Source organism: Hominiventricola aquisgranensis (assembly GCF_040096225.1).
Lineage (GTDB): Bacteria > Bacillota > Clostridia > Lachnospirales > Lachnospiraceae > Hominiventricola > Hominiventricola aquisgranensis.
On the sequence record NZ_JBBMFC010000026.1, the window covers coordinates 18,016 to 36,231 of the forward strand.

The following is an 18,216-nucleotide window of genomic DNA, read 5'->3' on the forward strand; positions in this document are numbered from 1 at the left end:
CTATCTGCATCGATAGCTGTCGATTCCTTATTACCTCTCAATCAGGAAAGCTTTAAGATTCCCTGCTCAATTTTCTCCATTCGTCCAAGATCCATCTCAATATCCGTACTTCTGCGGGCACCTTTTACAAGGATCTTATTATCTTTCATGCTGCCGGAGCATAGCAGATATCCATTCTGGAACTCTGCCAGCGCTGTATTTTCATATTCTTCATCAGTCAGCGGGACCAGATGCACGGAAAGATCAAATGCTGCAGCAGCCTCTTTTGCTTTGTGCTCACAGCCTTTTTTATATGCCAGAAACAGTTCTTCTCCGTCTGACAGACAGTCAAGCACCATCACCGGCTGATTCTGTACCTGTGTAGCAAATTCAAAGAATCCAGCATTGTTCATGATGCCATGATCCAGAAATGCATAGCATCCTTTCCCGGACTGTTCTGCACAATCATAGAGAATCGCTACCGATCCACTGTTCCGATTCATGTTCATACGGTTATCCGGCTTTTTCATCCAACGTAAAATCAGATACACTGCAATCAGATCAAGCAGTACAACACCAATCTTCATTCCCAGCCCATAAGTCATAAAGTCCTTACTGACAAACACAGCTCCTGCCGCCACCAGCAGGCTTAAGATAGAATAAATTGCCACATTGAGCATCTCCTGATGGAAATTATGCTTTCCATCCAGCGGCATATACGTATATGCCGGATTCAGCATCTTAGTCCCTGTATCATAAGCTGCTGCAAAGATCCATCCTCCTCCGATCTTGCCGGATACCAGATGGCGTCCTTCACCACTTTCCTGGTTCTTCTGGAAGATCTGTAAGGTTCTCCCTGCTTCCTGAAGCTTTCCAGCCAGACGGTTCACAAACAGATACTTATCTCTCTTGCTTCTTCTTGTAGAAAAATGAACTCCTACTTCCTCTACTTTTTCTTTTATCATCGATATCCTCCGGTATTAGTTGCCAAAGCTGGCATAATCCTTTGCCTGATACGGTATTGTCTGAAAATACAGCCTGATTCCATGATTCTGGATCTCACGCACCGCATCGATCTGTTCTTTGTTAAAATAGGAAGAAAGCTTCTTTTTTCCTACGATTTCTACGGTTGGATAGGGCAGCTGGATCTCTTCTACCCAAAATCCCAGTTCCACACATTTTCTGGCAGTCTCCAGATCCTTGAAGATCACCAGCACTCTGTAGGCCTTGGGGCCTTCATTCAATTCAAGGAACTCCATCAGTTCCTCTTCCTTCAGGATCTTTACTTTCATCGTCCTGGGAAGACACAGCTGCAGTACGCTTGCTGTAAACGGATCATTTTTGTATTCTGATCCTACCACTGCCACATAATCAACCCTGATAAATGGATCCCAGTTCAATGTTACGGTCGCATGAAGCAGCCTTTTATCTATTCGTGCTAAAGAAACTTTTTTACTCATATATCTTCACCTACCTGTTGTCTCTTCTGATATTCTTTCATCATGGAAGCTATGAGTATAAACAAAAATCCACCTTTGAAATCTCCTCTGATGTCGATCTGAAATGTTTCCTCATATTTTTTTAACTTATAAATCAGGGTGTTTTTGTGGAGGAACAGACTTTCTGCCGCCTGAGAAATATTGAAATTATTCTCATACAGAGCATCTGCGATCCGTACCAGTTCTTTGATATCCAGTCCTTTGCTGTTACTTCCGTAATAATATCCAAAGATCCCTTTAATATCCTGGATCCCGATCTTTGACTGAAAATATGGATACAGGTAATCAAAGAAGAAGACAGCTTCTCCCTTTTTTCTTTTTACATTATCCCTGAGCCACAGGCAGTGGTTATAACTTTCTTTATAATTTTTCAACTTACGCTGAATGGAGCCTATCCAGCAGGTATCTCCGGACAGCTCCATTCCCTGAAGTGTCTTCAAAAATTTTTTTACCTGCTCTCTGATTTCCTCCTGTCCCACTTCATCCGGGACTGCATAGAAGATCAGAAGAATGTAATTATTCAAAAGTGAGCACAGAAGCGTATCCCCTTCGGGAAGCATCTTGATCCGGGATACTTTTCTGCTCTCAAATCCCTTCTCACTGTACAGGCAGATTGCCACCCGGCTTCGGGTTCTGTCAAATCCAATCTGATCTGCAAGCTGAAGAATCTGATCTGTGTCAAACAGATCATTATCCAACAACAGCTTCATAAGCTGGTCATCATCTGTGGATGTGGACTTCATCATATTCTGGGTGATCTCATAGGTAAGTCGGATAGATAGGGAATCATTGATCAGATTCCCCATCATTTCCAGATTCTCATCCTTACCATACAGCCAGAGCCAGCCATAATCCACATTTTTGACCCGGATACGGTAAAACAGATTATTACTGTCCGGTGCATCTACATTCTGCACGGAACCAATCAGGTTCTCATCACTGCAGGCCGTTACCTTTCCGTCCCCGTTCACCAGTCCGATCGTGTAATTTCTGTTTTCCTGTACTACTTTAATAAATTCCTGAAAAACACTGTCAATTATCATGTTTTGCCCTCTGTACGGGCGTCGGTCTTAAATCGATCCTTAATCCTTATACCTGTTTATTGGTATGCACACCGCTCTCTTTAAGCGTATCAATGCACTCCTCAGCCAGTTTATCGGTATCGATCTCACTGTCCTCCATACTCAGAGTCTTTACATAAAGATCTATGAGCATAGGCAGGTTTACACCACTTACGATATCGTAATTATACTTTTTGCTCAGTACAGTCAGTACGTTGCATGGAGTTCCTCCGAACAGGTCTACCAGTACTACATACGGTTTTTCTGTGGTGGAAAGCACTTCCTCTGCATTCTTCATGAAATCCTCAAAGGACATCTCCGGAAGCAGAGACAGTGTCCGAACGCCTTCCATCTTTCCAGTTATCAGTTCTGCTGATTTTACAAGTTCCTCGCCGAAATGACCATGTGTTCCAACGATAATATTTAATTTTGCCATATCTTTCCTCCAAAATCAATAGGTATTAGCCAAGAAGCTGTTTCATTACGATATCTGAAGACATCTCGCAGGTTCTTCTCTCAGACTCTTTACAACGTGCAGCGGTATGCGGAGTCAGAAGGAAGTTGTCAAGTGCTACCAGTTTATCATCTGCCTTAGGCGGCTCAGAGCTGTATACATCGAAGCATGCAGAACGGATCTTGTGCTCAGACAGTGCAACATACAGTGCTTCTTCATTTACGATTCCGCCTCTTGCTGCATTGATCAGGCAGGCGTCATCTTTCATCATCTCAAACTCTTTGGTAGAGATCATATCTCTGGTAGAATCAAGCAGCGGCACATGAAGGGAAATATAATCGCTGGTGCGGATGATCTCCTCCTGAGAAGCTTTTGTTACATTATACTGTGCAGCAACTTCATCAGAGATCTCAAATACATCATAAGCAAGTACATGCATGCCAAGTCCGTTTGCGAACTCTGCCAGATGTTTTCCAATCTGTCCGAAACCGATGATACCAAGAGTCTTTCCATTGAGCTCTCTTCCGGTCGGTTTGTTCCATCCGCCGTTCTTTACGTCACGAACGGTGGTGTACAGGTTTTTGGATTCCATGAACATCATGGCGATTACATGCTCAGCAACAGATTTGGAGTTGGAACCAACGGTTCTACCTACATAGATACCTCTCTCTTTTGCATATTCCAGATCGATGTTATCTGTACCAACACCAAACTTGCATACAACTTTCAGATTCGGGCACTGCTCCATCATTGCTTTATCCATAACGTCAACACCGACGATGATGCCATCTGCATCTTTTGCCAGCTCCAGGAACTGCTCCGGAGTATACTGTTTTCCAGTATCGTTATAATGAACGGTTACTCCTTTTGCTTCCATCTCTTTTACAATATCCGTTCCATAATTTGCAAATCCTCTTGGTGTAATTAAAACCTTCATGTCTATTCTCCTCTTTTCTTTTTCAAAAAAGGGGGATCTTGCAGATACTGCAGGATCCCCCTCTCCATATCCGCTAACGATTAAATAATTCCAAAGAATGTTAATACGATTGCAATCACCATTGTGTAGCAGATCAGTCTTAAATATTTAGGTCCGCGTTTTGTAATATACAGGTACATACCCATTACTACGCAGAACGGAAGCAGCTTCGGAAGAATGCCATCCAGTGTATCCTGAAGAGCTACCATCTGAGAGTTGCTCTCGTACTGGATGATCGTACTTACTTTAACATACGATGCTGACAGACAACCAATCATGAACAGTCCGACAATACTTGCAATGTCGATAACTTTCTTGATGGTGCCAGAGTGCAGGATCTCGATAACTGCGTTTCTACCCATCTTATAACCTTTCTGGAACAGGAACCAGGACCAGCCATAGGACCATGCCAGATAGATAAGGCCTGGCATAAATGCTGCCAGTACAGAACCTTCCAGAGCCATCGGAACGAAGATTGCCAGCGGGATCGTAGCTACGATACCCTGGTCAACACTGTCACCAATACCAGCCAGAGGTCCCATCAGACCAAGTTTCAGAGACTGGATCACATCCGGAGAGACATCCTCGCCGTTTGCTTTCTGCTCCTCAAGGGAAATGGTAATACCATGGATAATGCTACCCCAGTCACAGTTCGTATTGAACATGGAGTGATGGCGTCTCATTGCATCCTGAAGTCCATCAGGATTATCTTTGTAAAGCTTTCTTAAGATCTTATTCATTGAATATCCGAAAGCAAGTGCCTGCATACGGTCGAAGCTGACCGGTACCTCTACTGCCAGACACCATTTGAACCATGCTTTAAGCAGGTCAAGCTTTGTAAGAACAGAGCTCTTTACTTCATTTTTTACTTCGCTCATGCGTCAACCTCCTGTGAATCCTCCTGAACGAACAGAGATACGATCAGGGCTAAGCAAACTGCAATAACTGCTCCGGTCAGCATGGAGAATCCTAAGATTGCATACAGGAAGAATCCAAGCACAAAGAACGGAAGGTATTTCTGTTTACCCATAACCACAAGTGTCAGTGCAAAACCAAGTGCCGGAAGCATATTACCTGCGTTTGCAAGACCATTCATAAGCCACTGAGGAATGATGCTGATGAAGGACTGAACTACGCTGGTTCCCAGCCAGGTTGCGATAAATACCGGTGTGAAGTAAAGTACACCGTTAGTAAGCCACGGAAGTACGAAACAGTATTTGGAAAGTTTGTCATACTCTTTTTTCTCGATACAAGCATCTGCTCTGGTGCAGAAGAAAGTATTGATGGTACGTCTTACGTTGTTGATCAGGACACCCAGTACTCCAAACGGTACTGCAAGTGCTACTGCTGCGCTGGCGTCCATGCCGCCTGCGATGGCTGCCGGAATTGCGATACATGCTGCAAGACCCTGGTCACTCGGGATGTTTCCTCCTGCCTCAATACCGCCCATGTACATCAGCTGGATCGTAGCTCCATAAAGAAGTCCTGCCTGTACATCTCCGAATACAAGACCGATAAATACACCAAGTACTACCGGCTTACGGAATGCAAATGAGAAAAAGTACTGTGCTCTACCCATTGAGATCCAATAGAGCAGACCGACTAAAGCCGCTTTAACTATCATGAATAAGTCTCCCCCTTTTTATTTATTACTTTTTGGTTAATTACAGTTTTGCAACTGCTTTGTCCAGTGTCTCACTCGGATAATCCGGTGTTGTCTGGAAATAAATGTTGGTGCCGTCTTTCTGAAGATCCAGAAGCAGATCTGCGTCTGTACGGTCAAGTGTGATAGCGTTGTTTACCGGTTTTCTGCCCGGGCCTCCGCCAAGTCCACCGATCTGAACCTCTTCCAGTTTCAGTCCGGCTTTGCAAGCTGCGTGTAACTCCTGTACGTTTTTGAACAGAACCATTACACGATTCTTGTCAAATGCACCTTCCTGCTGCTGCTGTACTGCAGTCGGGATGTCAAGGATCTTGATTTTCACACCCTTTGGTGCTGCCATCTTGAACACATCCTGCATGAATGCATCTTTGCTTAATGTGGTGTCAATTGTTACAATCTCATTGATCTGGCACTGGGTCAGCCATCTGGTGATAACCTGTCCATGGATCAGTCTGAAATCTACTCTTGTTAATGCGATACTCATAATTGGTTCACCTCCTGACACTAATATTATGGCTTTTTTGTTCAATTTACAATATTCGACACAGCCAAAGAATAGTGATTTTTTTGTGCGTTTGTACAAATCATATGTTTTATAGCACATATTTCTTGTGTCTTTGAACAGTTTAACGACTTTTCCAGGCCTGCATGCACAAAAAGACGGCCTGTACCAGTGGTACAGACCGTCTTTTTGTGTGTTTTATTTTATATCTTTATTCACCAAGATATGCTTTTTTCACAGATTCATCATTCAGAAGTTCGCTTGCCTTGCCTTCCAGCACAATTTTACCAGTCTCGAGGACATAACCGCGGTCTGCAATGGAAAGTGCTTTCTTCGCATTCTGCTCAACCAGCAGTACGGTGGTTCCACCGGCACTGACCTTCTGGATAATGTCAAAGATCTCATTTACGAAGATCGGGGACAGACCCATAGATGGCTCATCCATCAGAATGATCCGTGGTTTTGACATCAGTGCACGTCCCATAGCCAGCATCTGCTGCTCGCCGCCGGAGAGAGTTCCTGCCGGCTGGTTCTTACGCTCTTCCAGACGTGGGAAACGGCTGTATACCATCTCCAGAGTCTCTCTGATCTCGACTTTATCTTTTCTTGTATAAGCACCAAGCTTCAGATTCTGCAGAACACTTAAGGACGGAAATACGCGTCTGCCTTCCGGTACGTGTGCCATTCCCAGTTCCACGATCTTGTGTGCCGGAATCTTTGTAATCTCCGTTCCCTCAAAAGTTACACTTCCATGCTTCGGTGTCAGTAATCCGGATACTGTATGAAGAGTGGTAGTCTTGCCGGCACCGTTGGCACCGATCAGAGCGATAACCTCTCCTTCATTTACCTGAAAGGAAATTCCTTTGAGTGCCTGGATCATTCCATAATAGACTTCCAGGTCTTTTACTTCAAGCATTGCCATTTGTCTTTCCTCCTCTACTCACCCAGATATGCCTTGACTACCTCAGGATTCCGAAGAACATCAGAGGTCTCGCCACAGGCAAGCACCTGACCAAAGTTCAGAACCGTCAGTTTTTCACAGATACCGGATACCAGCTTCATATCATGCTCGATCAGAAGGATCGTCATATGGAAATTATCTCTCACAAAATGGATGGTCTCCATCAATTCCTTTGTCTCGTTGGGGTTCATACCGGCTGCCGGCTCATCCAGAAGCAGAAGTTTTGGATTGGTTGCCAATGCTCTGGCGATCTCCAGCTTTCTCTGTTTACCATAGGGAAGGTTGGATGCTTTATAATCAGCCTCTCCATCCAGTTCAAATACCTTCAGAAGCTCCATAGCCTTTTCATTCATAGCTTTTTCTGCCTGATGATACCGGGGCAGACGAAGAATTCCGGTCAGAGTGGAATACTCATATTCTTTCTGATTGTGCAGACCTGCCTTTACATTATCAAGTACAGACAGATCAGAGAACAGACGGATATTCTGGAAGGTTCTCGCAATACCTTCTTTGTTGATCTCAATGGTGCTCTTTCCGGTAATATCCTCACCGTCCAGGAAAATCTTTCCATCCGTTGGCTTATAGACACCTGTCAGCATATTGAAAATTGTGGTCTTACCAGCTCCATTCGGACCAATCAGGCCATAAAGCTGTCCCTGTTCAATGGACAGATTGAAATCGTCTACTGCACGCAGACCTCCAAAAGAAATACCAAGGTTTTTTACTTCAAGCATTGCCATGATTACTGTACCTCCTTCTCTTTCTTCTTGAAGATGCTGAGGGTTCCCAGTTTTTCACGAAATGCGATTCCACCCGGGCTCCATACCAGGATCATAGTCACGATCAGAACCACTGCATAGATCAGCATACGATAGTCACTCAGGAAACGCAGCAGTTCCGGAAGCAATGTCAGTACCACGGCTGCAATGATGGATCCGCGGATATTTCCGATTCCACCCAGTACCACAAATACAAGAACCGTAATGGACATGTTGTATCCGAAGTTCTTTGGCAGTGCAGTCAACGTAGACAGATTGTGTGCATACAGGACACCTGCGGCTCCTGCCAGTGCTGCAGAAATACTGAATGCAAGGATCTTATATTTGGTGATGTTGATTCCGATAGATTCTGCTGCAATCCGATTGTCACGGATCGACATGATCGCACGTCCTGCTCTGGAATTGATCAGGTTCAGTACAATAAATAACGTAATCAGCAGCAGAATGATTCCCAGTGTAAAGTTGGAATCTGTCGGTGCACCGGTGATACCCTGTGCTCCTTTAATGATCACTTCCCCATCAGGCTCCATATTCAAAGCCATGATATCTTTCATGGAAAAATGAAATCCTGCGCTGTCTCTTCCAAGATAAATAACATTGACCAAGTTCTTAATGATCTCGCCAAATGCCAGGGTTACGATCGCCAGATAGTCGCCTCTCAGACGAAGAACTGGAATACCGATCAGCACACCGCAGATGCCTGCACATACAACACCTACCAGCAGAGCCAGAAGAAAACGGACCGTCGGAACTGTGATCGTATGCATCATACATTTGGTAAATACTGCACTGGTAAATGCACCCACACACATAAATCCTGCATGGCCAAGGCTTAACTCTCCTAAGATACCTACCGTCAGATTCAGAGATACTGCAAGAATTGCATATACGCACAACGGAACCAGAAGTCCTTTTAACAGGCTGGTCATGTGACCAGTTTTCATAAAGATCTCAGCCACTACATAAGCCAGTACGACCAGACCATATGTAATCAGACTGCTTTTTGTTGTCTTTGACATATTTTTCATCGTTTGCAGCCTCCCTTATACCTTTTCCTGGATCTGCTTTCCAAGCAGTCCGGTTGGTTTTACTACCAGTACCACGATCAGCACTGCGAATACGATGGCATCTGCCAGCTGGGAGGAAATATATGCCTTACCCAGAATCTCAATAATTCCAAGCAGAATTCCTCCGATAAAAGCTCCTGGAATGGATCCGATACCACCGAAGACTGCTGCCACGAATGCTTTGATACCTGGCATAGATCCCGTGTACGGTGTCAGGGACGGGTAAGCGGAGCAGAGCAGAACACCTGCGATGGCTGCCAGTCCGGAACCGATCGCAAAGGTAAGCGCGATGGTCGCATTCACATTGATTCCCATCAGCTGTGCTGCACCGTCATCCTCAGATACTGCCAGCATAGCATGACCTGCTTTGGAATATTTCATAAATGCCATGAGTCCGATCATGATGATCACACAGGCTATCACTGTCACGATCGTTACAACTGTAACTGACAGACCTTCTGCCAGCTGGACAGACGCATTTCCAACCACAGACGTGAAGGATTTGGTATTGGCACCAAAAAGCAGAAGCGCTACGTTCTGCAGGAAATAGCTTGCACCGATGGCTGTGATCAGTACTGCCAGTTTGGATGCATGACGGAGCGGCTTGTATGCCACTCGTTCAATCACCATACCAAGGACAGTGCAGACGATCACAGACAGCACGATTGCTACTGGAACCGGCAGCCCCATACTGTTAATGGCAAGGAATGCCACATAGCTTCCAACCATGATGATGTCACCATGAGCGAAGTTCAGCATCTTGGCAATTCCATATACCATGGTATATCCCAGTGCAATGATCGCATACACACTGCCAAGGCTGATGCCGTTTAATATGTAGGATACGAAACTCATACTCATTCAACTCCTCTTAATAGTTATTGTATTTACAGTGGATCTGCCCAACTGTAAAAAATACAGAGACGCCCTTTATCAGAACGTCTCTGTTCTAATCGGCTATTAAGCCGCAACTGTCATGCAGTTCACATTACATAGCAGTGTAAGCACCATCTACGATCTTCATAGCCTTCGGTGCCTTAGTCGGCTCACCGTCAGCACTCCAGGTCATTCCCTCACCGGTCAGACCATCAAAGGTGATCTCAGTCATAGCAGTCTTCATAGCTTCGCAGATATCAGATACGCTCATATCCGGAGTAACACCAGCTTTTTCTGCAGCTTCTTTGATGATTAACATTGCATCATATGCATCTGCTGCAAACTGGTTCGGAGTGTCATTGAATTTCTCTTTGTATTCACTTACAAATGCCTGAGTCTTCTCATCCTGAGCATCTGCTACGAACGGAGTCAGGAGCATCAGATCCTCAGCAAGAGAGGTATCGAAGTTCTCAACACCAAGGATACCGTCCATACCGTCGCATCCGAAGAACATCGGATCATAACCCATGGTATTTGCCTGAGTCAGGATGATGGAAGCCTCGGTGTAGTAGATCGGCAGGAATACAAGCTCAGCGCCTGCTTCTTTTGCTTTCTGAAGCTGTACGGAGAAATCAGTCTTGCTGTCCTCGGTAAATGCCTCAGCAGCTACGATCTCAAATCCCTGGTTTGCAGCTTCTGTTGCAAATGTCTGATAAATACCGCTGGAATATACATCAGAGCTGTTGTAGATAACAGCCACTTTGCTTGCCAGCTTGTTCTCTCCAATATACTGTGCAGATGCAGTTCCCTGGTTCGGGTCAGAGAAGCATACACGGAATGCATTTGCCGGTGCAATACTCTCTACAGCAGATCCTGACGGAGTCAGCTGGAACATATTGTCCTCTTCTGTCTTAGCAGATACTGCAGTACACGGTGTAGAGGTTACAGTACCCATGAGCATCTGCATACCCCAGTCTTTCAGCGTATTGTAAGCGTTTACAGATTTCTCTGCATCATGCTCATCATCCTCAAAACGGAACTCAACCTGATATCCGTTGATTCCACCATCAGCGTTGATCTTATCAACAGCCATCTGTGCTGCATTCATAACAGCCTGGCCATAGATTGCAGCTCCTCCGGTGATCGGTCCGATTCCGCCAATCTTAAAGGTTGCTCCATCAGCTGCTGCTTCAGTGCTCTGTGCGCTGTCAGCAGTGCTGCTTGAAGAATCGCTGCTGCTTCCGCATCCAACTGCAGAAACTGCAAGTACAGCTGCAAGTGCAAGACTTACTAATTTTTTCATAATAGTTTCCTCCTCAAATAAAAAATAACCGATACATGAAATTATGTATCGGTTATCATGATAAGGTTTCAATTATCGTTTGTCAAATTTTTTTTGCTTAAGTGAAAAGTTTTCGTGTTACCAGTATCTGCGGATACAACTGATACTTCTGTAATACATGTTGCTAACTTTAATACCAGTTTTGGCAGTACTTGCATGTACGATCTGATTATTACCAATGTAGATTCCTACATGACCATAATAGCAGACCACATCACCCGGCAGCTTGTCTGCATCGCTGACGGCTCTTCCTGCTCCCGCCAGTGCACCGGACTGTCTCGGGGTAGAGATGCCAAAATGTGCATGGATCAGATTCACAAAACCTGAACAGTCCGTACCATTAGTCAGACTGTTGCCGCCGCTCACATACGGATAACCTACAAACTGCAATCCATAAGACGCAATAGCCGCACCTGTCCCGCTGCCTCCGGAAACTGTTGCCGTAGTTCCTGTTGGCTTGGAAGATCCTGAGGAAGAGGAACTGCCGCTATTGCTGCCCTTGGATGGTGCACTGGCTGCTGCCCTTGCCGCTGCTGCTTCCTGTTGCTGCAGCTTCTTGATCTGGGCATTCTGCTCCTTGATCTTCTTCTGATATTCACTGGCCTTCGCCTTCGCCGTACTTAACTGACTGTCAAAATCTGCAATCTCACTTTTCTTCTGTGCGATCACAGACTCCAGATTCGCTTTTTCTTCCTCCAGCTGAGCTTCCATCTCCTGAAGCTCTTCCTTCTCTTCTGCCAGCTGCTGCTGAAGTTCGACTACTGCCTCTTTGGCCGCTTTATACTGATCCAGCAGACGGCGGTCAGACTCCTGAAGTTCTTCCGCATAGTCTACTTTATTGATCAGATCACCCACATCCTCGGATGTGAGCAGCAGTTCCACGTAGCTGGTCTCACCGGATTCATACAGATACTGGATCCGTGTCTTCATGGAAGCATACTGCTTATCCTCTGTGGCTTTTGCCGCCTCATAATCTTCCTGTGCCTGTTCAATCTCTACTTCTTTGTCTGCCAGATCGCTCTCCAGTACTTCAATATTCAATAAGGTGTCCGTCAGACTGTCATTCAGACTGTTGACCTCGCTGCTCAGAGAGCTTCTCTGGCTCTCCAGATTGCTGATCTTTGACTGAACATCCTTCAATGCTTTTTCATTCTGTGTTTTCTGGCTCTGGATCTCTGATGCCTTGGTCGCATATACGGTCATCCCGCTGATCATCATCAGTGCTGCCATTGCCGCACAACATATCCTTTTGAATTTCATATGTAAAACCTCCGCTTACTTATCAGAATATCATAGATATTTCTCTTTTTCAACCGAAGATTTTATGTCTACCATTCCTTATTTTTCCAGATTTTTACTCGTACCGCAGTGCCTCGATCGGATTCAGTTTTGCTGCCTTATTGGCAGGATAATATCCGAAGAATACACCGATAAAGATGGAGAAGCTGACCGACAGCACAATGCCTGTAACAGACGGGCTGACTGCATATCCCATCATATTGGTAGCCACTGTTGCAATGGCCATTCCAAGGATGATACCGATGATACCGCCCACGATACACAGTACGATTGCTTCCATGATAAACTGTAACCGGATGGAACCGTTGGTCGCTCCCAATGCTTTTCTCGTTCCAATCTCCCGGGTTCTCTCAGTGATGGACACCAGCATAATATTCATGACACCGATGCCTCCTACCAACAGAGAAATACCCGCAATAGCTGCGATGGCAAGAGAGACCGTGGACAACATAGATGTCATACTCTCTACAATAGACTCCATACTCATGGCACTGATCTCAAAGCTGTCATTATCTTTATAGTACCGGTTATTCATGTATGTTTCTATCGTGGTGCAGAAATCTGTAGCACTGACTCCTGCTTTTGTCAGAATCGTCAGCTGACTGTATCCATTCCTGTTGTGGGTCTGATCCAATGCGGTCTGAAGCGGCAGATACATGGTGGTTACTGTATCTTCAGAAGAGCTGCTGGAAAACGTACTTTCTTCATATTCATAAACACCTACGATGGTGTAGCTGTAATATCGGTTATTAAACAATACATCCAGTTTCTGTCCTACTGCTGACAGATTGTCACCATTGAATAATTTTTCCACCAGAAGATCAGATACCAGAATAACTTTTTTTGCCTCATCCTGATCCTGACTGGTCAGTGTTCTTCCTGCCAGAAGTGTCAGGTCTGCATTTTTCAGATTGTCTGCATTGACACCGATCGCACTGATATTGGCCGTGCTGCTTCCTGACTGGGCAGTTCCGTTTCCCACAGATTCCTCCAGTGAAAATCCCTGAATGGAATCCGCATAACGCTCCTGCAGGTCATCCAGCATCTCTTCTGATATATAATCATCCTCTGACATCTGCGTGAATCTTGGTCCCATGGAAAACGTCATACCACTGGCAGTCGTCTCCTCCGTAGAACTCTTCTGAGACACGCCGATCGTCACATTATTGGCACCCATGGAGGACATGGACTCTGTTACAGAACTGGAAATAGAATCTCCCAGTGTCATGATCGCAATTACAGATGCGATACCGATAATAATACCCAGCATCGTCAGAAGGGAACGCATTTTATTTGCCCGCAGACCATTAAGTGCCAGCAGGATATTTTCTCCAATCAGCATCCGCTTCCCCTCCTTTCACCGATGATCAGTCCATCTTTCAAGGTAATGACCCGCTGAGTCTCCTCTGCCAGTTCCTGCGAATGGGTGATTAGTACAATGGTCTTTCCCTGTTCCTCGTTCAGACGATGAAAAATATCCATGATCATCCGCCCGGTCTTGGAATCCAATGCGCCAGTGGGCTCATCTGCCAGTATAATAGAAGGATCATTGGCCATGGCTCTGGCAATGGCTACACGCTGCTTCTGTCCACCGGACAGCTCATCAGGATTGTGCGTCATACGTTCTTCCATACCAACCATAGCCAGCAATTCTTTTGCCCGCTCGGTCCGTTCCTTTTTTCCTACACCTGCATATAACATAGGAAGCTCTACATTTTTCAATGCACTGGTACGGCTGATCAGATTGTAGGTCTGAAATACAAACCCGATCTTCTGATTGCGGATCATGGACAGTTCCTTGTCCTTTGCACCAGCTACATCCACGCCATCCAACATATATTCGCCTTCTGTCGGCCGATCCAGAATTCCGATAATATTCATCATGGTAGTCTTGCCGGATCCGGAAGAACCTACGATGGATACAAATTCGCCTTTGTTGACTTTCAGATCAATACCGTGAAGGATTTCCAGCTCGTTCGGCTGACCAATATAAAATCGCTTAATAATATGATGTAACTCAATCATTGTATGTTGTTTCGCCATGTTACACCTCCGGCCTAAAATCCGCCCGGACCGCCGCCACTGGGTCTGCCACCTCCCGGTGTTCCGCCGCCTCCTGGTGCTCCTCCGCCCATGTCGAAGGTGATGCCATCCTGCATATCACCGGCTTCACCGGTAGATTCCTGGTTGATCAGCGGCGTGTTATAATACACTTTTGTATTTTCATCAATATCATCACCAGAGATTTCTACATAGTAATCACTCTCCATGCCTACGGTCACCGGAACCTGTGTCTTCTCTCCATTCTGATCAATATTTACATAGGAATTGCCGTCCTCGTCTGTTGTCACGCAGTCATAAGGAACGGTCAGCACATCATAGACAGCCTCTTTGACAATGCTCGCCTTGGCCGTCATACCGATCCGCAGATCTGAGTTTGGCTCATCCAATGCGATCTCAATAGAATAAGATGAGCTTCCTGTATTAGAAGTTGTTGCCACCGGAGATACAAACGAGACTTTTCCTGCAAGCTCATCCTCTCCCAGAGCTTCCACGATCACAGCTGCTGTCATATCTGCACTGATACTGCTGATATCATATTCATCCACGCTGGCAGATACAATATAATTCTGCTCATCTGCAATCGTGAACAAAGCTTTCCCTTCTCCCAGATACGTATCACCTTCCTCTACATTCATGGCAGTGATCACACCGGAAATCGGTGCCGTTACTGTACATGCCTCGATCTGTTCCTGATAATTTTCAATACTCTGATCGCTGCTGTCGTTGGAGTACGTCTTCTGCATCTGTGCTTTCTCCAGAGAATCCGCTGCATTACTGATGTTGCGGTCATTCTGTTTCGTTGCTGTCTCCAGATTCTCAGCAGCAGTCTCATATGCATCTGAAGCTTTTTCTTCTGCTTCCTTTGCAGCAGTATAAGCCTGATGTCTCGATGTATATTCAGCCTTGGCTGCGCTTAACTCTGTCTCCAGTTCTGCCTTTTTCGCTACATCTGTCTGCGCATCATAAGATGCCTGTAATTCAGATACCCGTTCTTCCTGTCTCTTTAAAGCCTCTGCGGCAGAGCTTAGATCTCCTTCTGCATCCTGTAGATCTTCCTTTGCCTGTGCCTCATTTTTTACCGCTTTGCTGTAATCATCCGTTCCATCTTCCACTGCCTGTTCATAACTTTCAGAAGCCGTCTCGATGGATTTATTTTCGTTGTATGTACTCAAGGCCTGATTATTCTGTGCCTCTGTCAGCTTCAGTTTCAGATCTGTAGAATCCAGAACTACCACCGTATCTCCTGCATTGACATAATCACCCACCTTGTAGTTAACCGTCTGTACCTCCACATTGGATGCAATGGCCGACACATCTCTGGAATCCGCACTGGCAATGGTTCCCGTCACACTGATGGAATCTACCAGATCCTGTCTGGTCACCTGTGTGGTCTCCACCTGACTCATTGCTGCCATTTTTTCTTTTGCTGCCTTTGCCTTACTGTAGGAATGAATTCCCAGTCCACCAACAATCAGCACCAGCACTCCACCTGCCAGAATCCATTTTTTCTTCTTTCTGCCCGGTAGTTTGATCTTGCTTGCAATATCCGGTAATTTCACGCTATTCCTCCTTCATCTCTATAACATCATTATATAATATAAATTTCACGATATATTTTAGAGGAATAATGTGTGAGAAATTTGAAATGAATGTGTTTTAATTGTGAAATTTTTATACATTGAAAGATAAAACTATGGAAACTCAAACGACAAACAGCTTGACAAAAAACAACTTTTCTTATAAGATAAATATATCTGAGAACAATCTATAGTCACGATTCTGTGACGAAGAATTCCCGGTAAAGACAGAACAGAATGGCAGAACAAATGTATAAGGTTTGCATGTGGATACCTGTATTTGCAAATAAGCAGAGGGAGGAAGCAAGATGTACATAGAAGAAAACGGGTGGATGCTGGAGTTGATTTTTGATCTGTCCAGTCAGGCATTGATCCAAATGATCAATCAGTTGTTTCATACAGCTTATTCAGATGAAGAAAAGATCTGGAAAGAATGGCAGAGGGCGAATAGTATCGGTCTGAAAGTGGGGGAGACAAACCGATATGAATTTCAGGTGCGGAGACTGGATGGATGCACACAGATCTATGCAGAGGACAGAGGCAGTGTATTTGCTTGGGGACGGTCCGTGCGACGTTCTGTGGTACATATTCGAGAACCACAGATTATTTATTTCGGAAAAAACCATCAGGAAGAATACAGCACGACGCTGGAGTTTCCGGATAAGGCACGGGTCACGCTGCCTACACGGATCATAACCATGGAAAATTATTCGCCACTTCGGCTGGAAGAATGCGGACTGATCCTGTTCCTACCGTTTTTACTGGAAGGATATATTGAAAATATGAAAGAAGACAACTGGGATGGACTGCGTTATTTTCTGATGGATGAGATGCGAGAAGCACTACGCAGAGCATATGGAAAAGGTAGCCTGACAGCTGTTGATATGCAGAAATTAAAACAGATCTGCCGGAAAAAGGTCTGGAAATCCTACGGAAATAAAAAGTGGATGCAGGATCTGGGAATGCAGACATTCATGCTGGACGCACTTGACACAGATTTCAGTCTGATCGAACATCCTTACAAATAAAGAAGAACAAATAGAACCGGTCAGAAAACGACCGGTTCTATCTGTATTCATTATTCTTCAATGTGTTCCAGTCCCTGGTTCAGAATGGTTTCCACATGTTCGTCAGCCAGAGAATAGTAGACAGTCTTGCCGTCCCGGCGGAATTTTACCAGACGGTGCTGCTTTAAGACACGTAGCTGGTGAGAAATGGAGCTTGGGGTCATAGCAAGCTCGTTGGCAATATCATTTACACATAACTCCCGATTGACCAGAAGGTAAAGCACCTTAATCCGGGTGGAATCGCCAAACACTTTATAGAATTCCGAGAGATAGTAAATCTCCTCCTCTGCGGGCATGGTGATATTTTCGCTCATAAAGAACTCCTTTTCTATAGGTATACAAAAATATATTCTACTCAAAGTATAACAGTATATTTGAGTAAAATCAATGCATGTTCATTTGTTCAGATTAAAAATCTTTGATTCTCGCACATATTCTCCTCTGATTCCTATCCAGCTACACCTTCCTTCGTCGCCAGATTCTCATTGAATGTTTACTTGTTTTTTGCTATACTATTTGTATAATTGAACAGAAAGCAGGATGTGATTTTCCGATGTCAGATGCCCTCTAGTACAAAAGGAGGGTGATGCCCTATGAACACAATGGAAGTTTTGACTTTATTGCTAGTAATTTTTGCGGCTCTGTCTTACATAGATAATCATTTTGACAAAAAGAAATAAACATCCCCACCGTCCAAAGTTAAGGATGTTTATTTCTTTTAGATAATCATAATTTAACTGAGGGCAAATCGGATTCACATCCGATTCACTTTCTAAGTAGATTATAACTAAGGGCACTTGAGAAATCAAGTGCCTTTTTCACTTATGTCAGTGAATATTCTTGCTATTTTTCCAGGTGATTGGACAATTCAAACGCGGGATCTGACTGACACCAAAAAAGAGACCACCATCTCGATGATCTCTTCCTTGTATATACCTTCAAAACTGCATACAGTCAAATACTAAATCCATCTTTTTTAAAACCTATCCTAAACCATCTTGGTTAAGCCCTCGACCTATTAGTAACAGTCAGCTCCATGCATTACTGCAC

19 protein-coding genes are annotated in these 18,216 nt (G+C 44.7%); 1 reads left to right on the forward strand and 18 read right to left on the reverse strand.

The features are described 5' to 3' along the window. Positions 1-41 precede the first annotated feature (41 nt). The 17 genes from WMO62_RS13000 to WMO62_RS13080 all read right to left on the reverse strand — a co-directional run bounded on the left by WMO62_RS13000 (position 42) and on the right by WMO62_RS13080 (position 16,081). Positions 42-944: a hypothetical protein gene (locus WMO62_RS13000; RefSeq protein WP_349144903.1), complete on the reverse strand. Its 903-nt coding sequence runs from the start codon at positions 942-944 to the stop codon at positions 42-44. A 15-nt stretch (positions 945-959) separates the two neighbouring features. After that, complete coding sequence (locus WMO62_RS13005; RefSeq protein WP_118510204.1) at positions 960-1,439, reverse strand: PTS sugar transporter subunit IIB; 480 nt, start codon at positions 1,437-1,439, stop codon at positions 960-962. Continuing rightward, positions 1,436-2,521 (reverse strand): PucR family transcriptional regulator, encoded by a 1,086-nt coding sequence (locus WMO62_RS13010; protein WP_118438239.1) that lies wholly within the window; start codon positions 2,519-2,521, stop codon positions 1,436-1,438. The genes WMO62_RS13005 and WMO62_RS13010 overlap by 4 nt, the downstream gene beginning before the upstream one ends. 46 nt (positions 2,522-2,567) lie before the next feature. Continuing rightward, positions 2,568-2,975 carry a PTS sugar transporter subunit IIA gene (locus WMO62_RS13015; RefSeq protein WP_118438240.1) on the reverse strand — a complete coding sequence of 136 codons (408 nt, stop codon included), beginning with the start codon at positions 2,973-2,975 and terminating at the stop codon, positions 2,568-2,570. A 25-nt stretch (positions 2,976-3,000) separates the two neighbouring features. Further along, positions 3,001-3,930 (reverse strand): phosphoglycerate dehydrogenase, encoded by a 930-nt coding sequence (locus tag WMO62_RS13020; protein ID WP_118438241.1) that lies wholly within the window; start codon positions 3,928-3,930, stop codon positions 3,001-3,003. 80 nt (positions 3,931-4,010) lie between these two features. Continuing rightward, positions 4,011-4,847, reverse strand: a complete 837-nt coding sequence (locus WMO62_RS13025; protein ID WP_349144904.1) for a PTS system mannose/fructose/sorbose family transporter subunit IID — start codon at positions 4,845-4,847, stop codon at positions 4,011-4,013. Further along, positions 4,844-5,593, reverse strand: a complete 750-nt coding sequence (locus WMO62_RS13030) for a PTS mannose/fructose/sorbose/N-acetylgalactosamine transporter subunit IIC (protein WP_118438243.1) — start codon at positions 5,591-5,593, stop codon at positions 4,844-4,846. The genes WMO62_RS13025 and WMO62_RS13030 overlap by 4 nt, the downstream gene beginning before the upstream one ends. Positions 5,594-5,633: 40 nt before the next feature. After that, positions 5,634-6,116 (reverse strand): PTS sugar transporter subunit IIB, encoded by a 483-nt coding sequence (locus WMO62_RS13035; protein ID WP_349144905.1) that lies wholly within the window; start codon positions 6,114-6,116, stop codon positions 5,634-5,636. Between the two features lie 229 nt (positions 6,117-6,345). Then, the gene (locus WMO62_RS13040) at positions 6,346-7,056 is read right to left on the reverse strand and encodes an ABC transporter ATP-binding protein (protein ID WP_349144907.1); all 711 of its coding nucleotides are present in this window, start codon (positions 7,054-7,056) and stop codon (positions 6,346-6,348) included. A gap of 14 nt (positions 7,057-7,070) precedes the next feature. Next, positions 7,071-7,835: an ABC transporter ATP-binding protein gene (locus WMO62_RS13045; RefSeq protein ID WP_349144908.1), complete on the reverse strand. Its 765-nt coding sequence runs from the start codon at positions 7,833-7,835 to the stop codon at positions 7,071-7,073. Positions 7,836-7,837: 2 nt separating this feature from the next. Further along, entirely contained in the window at positions 7,838-8,902 is a 1,065-nt protein-coding gene (locus tag WMO62_RS13050) for a branched-chain amino acid ABC transporter permease (RefSeq protein ID WP_349144909.1), read from the reverse strand. A 15-nt stretch (positions 8,903-8,917) separates the two neighbouring features. Continuing rightward, positions 8,918-9,796 carry a branched-chain amino acid ABC transporter permease gene (locus WMO62_RS13055; protein ID WP_118510210.1) on the reverse strand — a complete coding sequence of 293 codons (879 nt, stop codon included), beginning with the start codon at positions 9,794-9,796 and terminating at the stop codon, positions 8,918-8,920. Positions 9,797-9,929: 133 nt separating this feature from the next. Beyond that, entirely contained in the window at positions 9,930-11,120 is a 1,191-nt protein-coding gene (locus WMO62_RS13060; protein WP_353963423.1) for an ABC transporter substrate-binding protein, read from the reverse strand. Positions 11,121-11,237: 117 nt separating this feature from the next. Then, positions 11,238-12,419: a C40 family peptidase gene (locus WMO62_RS13065; RefSeq protein ID WP_349144910.1), complete on the reverse strand. Its 1,182-nt coding sequence runs from the start codon at positions 12,417-12,419 to the stop codon at positions 11,238-11,240. Between the two features lie 94 nt (positions 12,420-12,513). Next, on the reverse strand, positions 12,514-13,800 hold the full coding sequence (locus WMO62_RS13070; protein ID WP_349144911.1) for an ABC transporter permease: 1,287 nt from the start codon (positions 13,798-13,800) through the stop codon (positions 12,514-12,516). Further along, on the reverse strand, positions 13,794-14,501 hold the full coding sequence (locus WMO62_RS13075; RefSeq protein ID WP_349144912.1) for an ABC transporter ATP-binding protein: 708 nt from the start codon (positions 14,499-14,501) through the stop codon (positions 13,794-13,796). The genes WMO62_RS13070 and WMO62_RS13075 overlap by 7 nt, the downstream gene beginning before the upstream one ends. A gap of 14 nt (positions 14,502-14,515) precedes the next feature. After that, positions 14,516-16,081 (reverse strand): efflux RND transporter periplasmic adaptor subunit, encoded by a 1,566-nt coding sequence (locus WMO62_RS13080; protein ID WP_349144913.1) that lies wholly within the window; start codon positions 16,079-16,081, stop codon positions 14,516-14,518. A gap of 326 nt (positions 16,082-16,407) precedes the next feature. Here WMO62_RS13080 and WMO62_RS13085 point away from each other — a divergent pair, with 326 nt between their 5' ends. After that, positions 16,408-17,127: a hypothetical protein gene (locus tag WMO62_RS13085; protein WP_117500111.1), complete on the forward strand. Its 720-nt coding sequence runs from the start codon at positions 16,408-16,410 to the stop codon at positions 17,125-17,127. Positions 17,128-17,177: 50 nt separating this feature from the next. On the opposite strand, the gene WMO62_RS13090 is transcribed toward WMO62_RS13085, so the two are convergent. After that, entirely contained in the window at positions 17,178-17,480 is a 303-nt protein-coding gene (locus WMO62_RS13090) for an ArsR/SmtB family transcription factor (protein ID WP_117500110.1), read from the reverse strand. Positions 17,481-18,216 lie beyond the last annotated feature (736 nt).